Genomic DNA, 7307 nt, shown 5'->3' on the forward strand with positions numbered 1-7307 from the left:
GGTGGCCCCGGCGTGCCGACGACGGAACAGGGCGGGCAGACTCGGCGCGACGATGAACCCCTCGGCGCGCGCGCTCGCGATGCCGATCCGCGGAATCTCACTGCTCTTCTCGAAGAGCAGGTAGCGCGGCTCCCAGATCGGCCGGTACTTGGCGTTCGCCCGGTACAGCGACTCGATCTGCCACCAGCGCGAGAAGAATCCGAGGATGGAACGCCACAGCCGCAGCACCGGCCCGGCCCCGAGCCTCGAACCGCGCTCGAATACCGAGCGGAACATCGCGAAGTTCAGCGAGACCCGCTTCAGCCCCACCTCGTGGGCGCGCTGCAGCAGCTCGATCACCATGAACTCCATCAGGCCGTTCTCGGTGTCCCGGGCCCGGCGCATCAGGTCCAGCGAGAGCCCGTCCGGGCCCCACGGGACGAAGCTCAGCAGCGCCTTGAGCTCGCCGTCACCGTCGTGGCACTCCAGCATCACGCAGCGGCCGTCGGCCGGATCGCCGAGCCGGCCCAGCGCCATCGAGAAGCCGCGCTCGGTCGCGCCGTCGCGCCACTCGTCGGCCTTGGCCACCAGCTGCGCCATCTCCGCCTCAGAGATGTCCTCGTGGCGGCGGATCCGCACCGTGTACCCGGCCCGCTTGACCCGGTTGTACGCCTGCCGGACCACCCGCATCGCCCGGCCGTCCAGCGAGAACTCGTCCAGCTCGACGATCGCCTCGTCGCCCAGCTCCAGCGCGTCCAGCCCGTGCCGGGCGTAGATCACCCCGGCCTCCTCGGAGGCCCCCATCACGGCCGGCGCCCAGGCGTGCTCGCGGGCCTCGGCCAGCCAGGCGTCGATCGCGCCCGGCCAGGCCTCCGGGTCGCCGATCGGGTCGCCCGAGGCGAGCGACACCCCGCCGATCACCCGGTAGGTCACCGCCGCCTTGCCGCTGGGGGAGAAGATCACCGCCTTGTCCCGGCGCAGCGCGAAGTAGCCCAGCGAGTCCCGCTCGCCCTGCTTGTCCAGCAGCTCGCGCAGCTTCGCCTCGTCCTGCGGGGTCAGCAGCTCCTTGCCGCGCGGGCTGCGGAAGGCCACGTACAGCACCAGCAGGAACAGCACCGCGCCCATCGCGTTGATCGCCGCGTTCACCCAGGTCGGGGCGGCGATCACCGAACGCAGGTGCTCGGACGGGGTGATGGTGATCATCCGGCCGACCGAGTAGCGGAAGAGGTCCCACCAGTCGGCGCCGGTCAGTTCGTTGGTCAGCCAGACCAGCAGCGCGCCGACCGCGCCGCCGAACACCAGCCCGCCGACGAAGGTGGCCGCCGCGGTCTTCGGGTTGGAGCGGTCGCCCTTGGAGGTGAACTCCTTGCGCCCGACCAGCAGCGCCAGCACGAACAGGCAGGTCAGGATCGTCGAGAAGTAGTTGAGCGGGTGCTCGTCGAACCGCTCGCCGGGCAGCACCATGGCCGCCACGTAGAGCAGCGCGAACACGCTGCTGAGCGCCGCGTTGAAGATCCACGCGGCCCGCTTGCGCCGGCGCATCGCGACCGCGAGGAAGACCGAGAGCACCGCGGCGGCCAGACCGGAGGTCATCAGGTACGGGGTGAAGTACTCACCCTCGTTGTGCTCGCTGACCTGGTTGCGGAAGGGCGCCAGCAGCACCGTCGCCACGTTCAGCAGCGCGAGCAGCCTCAGGTACCAGACGGACGCCGTGGCGGCCCGCGGACGCCAGCGCTCGAGCACGCTGACGGGCCGGGGCCCGTGGGACGTGGCGGACGGCTCCGACTTCACAGTGGACGACACAGCTCAATTCCAAACGATCAGATGGTGGGGCGCATCCGCACACGGCCCGGCGCCGGGCGCCCGCACGGGCCCGACGGACTGACCGGCCACTCGGCCGGTCCTACCGCCCAGCTGGGAGGTGGGCCGACAGAAGAGCAGCCAATTCCATGGTTCCCCACCATTCCTGAGAATTGCGTGAACCGGGTAGCGGATTCCCACCCCCGCCGAACGGCGGGGGTACACCCCCGTCACGCGTTCGGCACGCCGCCACCACTGGCCCTACCCTCAAAAGCACCCCCGCGGACCGCCCGAACCCGGCCGCCCGAACCGAGGAGGCACCATCACCACCACCCGCGTGCTGATCGTCGACGACGAGATCCTGGTCCGCTCCGGCCTCGGCCTGATCGTCGGCTCCGCCCCCGACCTGGAGGTGGTCGGCGACTGCTCCGGCGGGCAGGCCGAGGAACACGTCCAGCGGCTGCGTCCGCACGTGGTGCTGCTCGACATCCGGATGCCGGACCTCGACGGCATCTCCGTGCTGCGCCGCGTGCGCGCCCTGCCGGATCCGCCCGCCGTGGCGATGCTCACCACCTTCGACACCGACGAGTACATCGGCACCGCGCTGCGGGCCGGCGCGGCCGGCTTCCTGCTGAAGGACACCGCCCCCGAGCAGCTGGTGCACGCCGTCCGGGTGCTCGCGGCCGGCGGCAACATCCTCTCCCCGACCGTCACCCGCACCGTCATCGGCGGCTACGTGGACGGCGGCGGCCCGGACGCCGAGGCCACCGCGCTGGCCCGTACCCTCACCGGCCGGGAGCTGGACGTGCTCGCGCTGCTCGGCGAGGGCCTGTCCAACGCCGAGATCGCCGACCGGCTCTTCCTCGGCACCGGGACGGTCAAGGACCACATCAGCGCGATCCTCGGCAAGCTCGGCGCCGCCAACCGGGTGCAGGCCGCCGTGCTCGCCCACCGGGCCGGGCTGGTCCGGCCCAAGCCCGGCGACGGGGCATGACCGCCGTCGACCAGTTGCCGTCCCGACGGTTGCCGGCCTGGTGCACCGCCCCCTGGCTGATGCTGCTGCTGCCCGTCCTCTACTCCCTGCTGGACGCCGCGCTGGTGGCCCGGGACGCCTCCTGGTGGCAGGTCGCGCTCTCCACGCTGGCAGCCGTCGCGCTGTTCCTGCGCCGCCGCTTCCCGGTGGCGGTGCTGCTGCTCACCATGCCCGGCAGCTGGTTCGGCGAGATCTGGCTGGCCCCGATCACCGCCGTCTACACGGTGGCCGCCGAACGCCCCAGCCCCAGGATCGTGCTCCCCTGCGGGACGCTGTTCACCCTGGTCGAGTTCTTCCACTGGCCGCTGCCCCCCACCGTCCTCGACCTGAGCCGGGACAACGCCCTCAACGCCATCCAGGCCGTGATGCTGGCGGCCGGCCCGGCCGCCACCGGCCTGCTCTCCCGCACCCGCCGGGAGCTGGCCGCCCGGCTGGACGAGCTGACCCGCGGCCAGGAGCGGGAGAGCCGGCTCCTCGCCGAGCGGGTGCTGCTCAGCGAGCGCGGCCGGCTGGCCCGGGAGATGCACGACGTGGTCTCGCACCAGGTCAGCCTGATCAGCATCCAGGCCGGCGCGCTCCAGGTGAGCACCACCGACCCGGCCGCCTCGACCACCGCCCGCACCATCCGCGAGCTCTCGGTCCGGACCCTGGACGAGCTGCGGCAGATGGTCGGGGTGCTGCGCGGCACCGGCGGCCCGTTCGCGGACGCCCCGCTCGCCCCGCAGCCCCGGCTGGCCGACCTTCCCCGGCTGATCGAGGAGAGCGGCCTGGCCGCCGACACCGAGCTGAACCCCGGCGACCGCCCGTGGCCGGAGGCCGTCGAGCGGGCTGCCTACCGCACCGTCCAGGAGGCGCTCACCAACATCACCAAGTACGCCCCGGAGGCGGTGGTGCACGTGCGGGTCCGGGCGAAGGGCCGCCGGCTGCGGGTCGAGGTCCGCAACGAGGCGCCGCCGGTGCACCCCGCCGAGCCCCTTCCGGGCGGCGGCCACGGCCTGGTCGGCCTGCGCGAGCGCGCCCAGCTGCTGGGCGGCACCCTCACCGCCGGCCCGACCCAGGACGGCGGCTTCGAGGTCCGCGCCGAGCTGCCCGCCAACCGCTCCTGACCCGCAGGCCCGGGCGGCGGCGCCGCCGGAGCGGCCCGGGGAACGAGAAAGCCCCGCAGATCCGAAGATCTGCGGGGCTTCGCTGTGCGCGAGGGGGGAGTTGAACCCCCACGCCCTTTCGGGCACTGGAACCTGAATCCAGCGCGTCTGCCTATTCCGCCACCCGCGCATGGGTGTTGTCTTCTCTGCCGTCCGACCCTCGGAGCCGCTCGGTACCATGTGGCCTTCGCGCTTCCTCGGTCCGGCTTCCCTTCCGGGCGGCCCTTCCGACGTGGAAAACAGTAGCACGACCTGCGGGGTGGCTCCGAATCCGTATTCCGGGGGACCGGCCACCTCCGAACGGATGCTCGACGAACGGACGATCGAGGGGTGGGCGGTGGCTCCGACGGGCAGACCTGGCGTGCCGTCCCCGGAATGCGTCACCCTGTGTGTCCGAGCCCACCCCCGGGCACCACGCGGTCCGGGAACCGTACGGAAGGGCCCGGCGTGGATACGATCAGTACGGAAGTACCGCAAGTAGGCATGACCGACTCCCCCGTGGACTGGTTCCCGGAGAGGTCCGGTCGGCAGGCAGGCGAACGAACCCTGGAAGGGGGTGCCCCATGGGAATGCTGAAGAAGTTCGAGCAGCGGCTTGAGGGTCTCGTCAACGGCACCTTCGCCAAGGTGTTCAAGTCCGAGGTCCAGCCCGTGGAGATCGCCGGGGCGCTGCAGCGCGAGTGCGACAACAACGCGAGCATCTGGAACCGCGACCGCACCGTCGTGCCGAACGACTTCATCGTCGAGCTCAGCCCGCACGACCACGAGCGGCTCAGCCCGTACTCCGGGCAGCTCGGCACCGAGCTCGCCGGCATGGTCCGCGAGTACGCCGAGGCCCAGCGGTACACCTTCATGGGCCCGCTCCAGGTGAACCTGGAGAAGGCCGACGACCTGGACACCGGCCTGTACCGGGTGCGCAGCCGCACCCTGGCCGCCGAGGAGCCCCAGCAGTACGCCCCGCCGCAGCCCGGCTACGACCGCCAGCCGGCCGGCGGCAACGTCCGTGCCTTCCCCGGAGCCGGCCACGGCACCTCGGTGCGCCGCTGGATCGAGGTGAACGGCGCCCGCCACCAGATCACCGGCGCGGCCTGCGTGCTCGGCCGCTCGACCGAGGCGGACGTGCGGATCGACGACCCCGGGGTCTCCCGCAAGCACGCCGAGATCCGCCCCGGCACCCCTTCGATGGTCCTCGACCTGGGCTCCACCAACGGCATCGTGGTGGACGGGCAGCACACCCAGCGCGCTACGCTCCGCGACGGCTCCCGCATCGTCGTGGGATCCACCACCATCGTCTACCGGCAGGTCGAAGGGTAGTGTCCGATTTGTTCGCGCGCCTCGCTCACCGACTGGCGGGACGGCCATGTCAGAACTGACCCTCACGGTCATGCGGCTGGGCTTCCTGGCCGTGCTGTGGCTGTTCGTCATCGTCGCGATCCAGGTGATCCGCAGCGACCTGTTCGGCACCAAGGTGAACCCCCGCACCTCCCGCCGCGGCGCGAGCGCCCCGTCCACCGGTGCCGCGCCCGCCGCCACCGCCGCCGGGCGTCCGACGCCCGCCCCCGGCGCCCCCGGCGCGGGCCAGACCCAGGGCGGCGGCCGCCGCCGCGGTGCTCCGACCCAGCTCGTCGTGGTGCAGGGCTCACTGGCCGGAACCACCGTCGCGCTGCAGGGCCAGACCATCACGCTGGGCCGCGCGCACGACTCCACCATCGTGCTGGACGACGACTACGCGTCCTCCCGGCATGCCAGGATCTATCCGGATCAGACTGGGCAGTGGACGGTCGAGGATCTAGGCTCCACCAACGGCACCTATCTGGACCGGCAGCGCCTGACCGCGCCCACCCCGCTCCAGCCGGGCACGCCGATCCGTATCGGCAGGACCGTCATCGAACTGCGGAAGTAGTAGCGCATGAGGGACAGCAACCCGTCCATGACCCAGAGGGGGGCACAGGTCGCATGACCCTGGTGCTGCGCTTCGCCGCCGGCTCCCACAAGGGACTGATCCGGGAGGGGAACGAGGACTCCGGCTACGCCGGGCCGCGGCTGCTGGCCGTGGCCGACGGCATGGGCGGCGCCGCGGCCGGCGAGGTCGCGTCCTCGGAGGTGCTCGGCTCGATCGTCCGGCTGGACGAGGACGTGCCGGGTGCCGACCTGCTGACCCTGCTGGGCGACGCCGTCCAGGGCGCCAACGACCGGCTCCGGCAGATGGTCGAGGAGGACCCGCAGCTGGAGGGCATGGGCTGCACGCTGACCGCCATGCTGTGGACGGGCCAGCGCATGGGCATGGTGCACGTCGGCGACTCCCGCGCCTACCTGCTGCGCGACGGTTCGCTGGTGCAGATCACCCAGGACCACACCTGGGTGCAGCGCCTGGTCGACGAGGGCCGGATCACGCCCGAGGAGGCCGAGACCCACCCGCAGCGCTCGCTGCTGATGCGGGCCCTGGACGGCCGCGGCCAGGTCGAGCCCGACCTGTCGATCCGCGAGGTCCGGGCCGGCGACCGCTACCTGATCTGCTCCGACGGCCTCTCCGGCCCGGTCAGCCACCAGACCCTCCAGGACACCCTCGGCAGCTTCTACTCGCCCGAGCAGACCGTGCAGGAGCTGATCCAGCTCGCGCTGCGCGGCGGCGGTCCGGACAACATCACCTGCATCGTGGCGGACGTCATCGACGTCGGCGCCACGGACACCATGAGCGGCCAGTTCAGCGACGTCCCGGTGGTCGTCGGCGCGGTCGCCGAAACCCCGCCGTCCCCGTCCGCCGCCGACCGCTCGATCGCGGACACCCCGGCCGGCCGCGCCGCCGGCCTCGGCCGCGGCCCGCAGGGCGCCTTCGGCCCGGCCGAGGGCTACGAGGACGGCTCGGGCGGCTTCGGCCCCGCCGAGGGCTACGAGGGCGGGTACGGCTACGGCTCCGGCGAGCCGTCGGTGTACGGCACCGAGGAGTTCGACGAGGACCAGCCCCCCAGGCGCAAGCGCCGGGGCCTGACCATCTCGCTGGCCGCCCTGGTCACGCTCGGTCTGCTGGGCGGCGCCGGGTTCTTCGGCTACCGGTGGACGCAGGGCCAGTACTACATCGGCGAGGACGGCGACCACGTCGCCATCTACCAGGGCGTCAACCAGAACCTGGCCGGCCTGAACCTGTCCTCGGTGCACGACTCGTACAGCAACATCCCGCTGAAGTGGCTGCCGCAGGACCAGCGCGCCCACGTGAACAAGACCATCTCGGTCGGCAGCCTGACCGACGCCCACACGACCGTGCAGGAGCTCGACGGCTGGGTCCAGCTGTGCCAGAAGGCCGCCAAGGCGACCGCCCCGGCCGCGCAGGGCACCCCGGCGACCCAGGCCAGC

At 72.3% G+C, this 7307-nt stretch carries 6 protein-coding genes and 1 tRNA gene; 5 read left to right on the forward strand and 2 right to left on the reverse strand.

The features are described 5' to 3' along the window. The coding region (locus J0670_RS24615; RefSeq protein WP_207813840.1) for a phosphatidylglycerol lysyltransferase domain-containing protein at nucleotides 1–1722 on the reverse strand (1722 nt) is incomplete at its 3' end. Nucleotides 1723–2122: 400 nt separating this feature from the next. Between J0670_RS24615 and J0670_RS24620 the strand changes: the two genes are divergently transcribed. Together J0670_RS24620 and J0670_RS24625 are read left to right on the forward strand one after the other, a co-directional pair. Then, a complete protein-coding gene (locus J0670_RS24620; RefSeq protein ID WP_307806670.1) occupies nucleotides 2123–2773 on the forward strand; it encodes a response regulator transcription factor in 651 nt (216 codons plus the stop codon). Continuing rightward, complete coding sequence (locus tag J0670_RS24625; RefSeq protein ID WP_207813841.1) at nucleotides 2770–3918, forward strand: sensor histidine kinase; 1149 nt, start codon at nucleotides 2770–2772, stop codon at nucleotides 3916–3918. Before J0670_RS24620 ends, J0670_RS24625 begins: the two co-directional genes overlap by 4 nt. Before the next feature lie 85 nt (nucleotides 3919–4003). Here the strand turns inward: J0670_RS24625 and J0670_RS24630 are convergent. After that, nucleotides 4004–4087 (reverse strand) — tRNA-Leu (locus J0670_RS24630). Nucleotides 4088–4520: 433 nt separating this feature from the next. Here J0670_RS24630 and J0670_RS24635 point away from each other — a divergent pair. The 3 genes from J0670_RS24635 to J0670_RS24645 all read left to right on the forward strand — a co-directional run. After that, on the forward strand, nucleotides 4521–5270 hold the full coding sequence (locus J0670_RS24635) for a DUF3662 and FHA domain-containing protein (protein ID WP_207813842.1): 750 nt from the start codon (nucleotides 4521–4523) through the stop codon (nucleotides 5268–5270). A 46-nt stretch (nucleotides 5271–5316) separates the two neighbouring features. Further along, entirely contained in the window at nucleotides 5317–5859 is a 543-nt protein-coding gene (locus J0670_RS24640) for an FHA domain-containing protein (RefSeq protein ID WP_207813843.1), read from the forward strand. A gap of 53 nt (nucleotides 5860–5912) precedes the next feature. After that, the coding region (locus tag J0670_RS24645) for a PP2C family serine/threonine-protein phosphatase (protein ID WP_207813844.1) at nucleotides 5913–7307 on the forward strand (1395 nt) is incomplete at its 3' end.

It is taken from the genome of Streptomyces sp. FH025 (genome assembly GCF_017427025.1).
In the GTDB taxonomy this organism is placed as follows: Bacteria; Actinomycetota; Actinomycetes; order Streptomycetales; family Streptomycetaceae; genus Kitasatospora.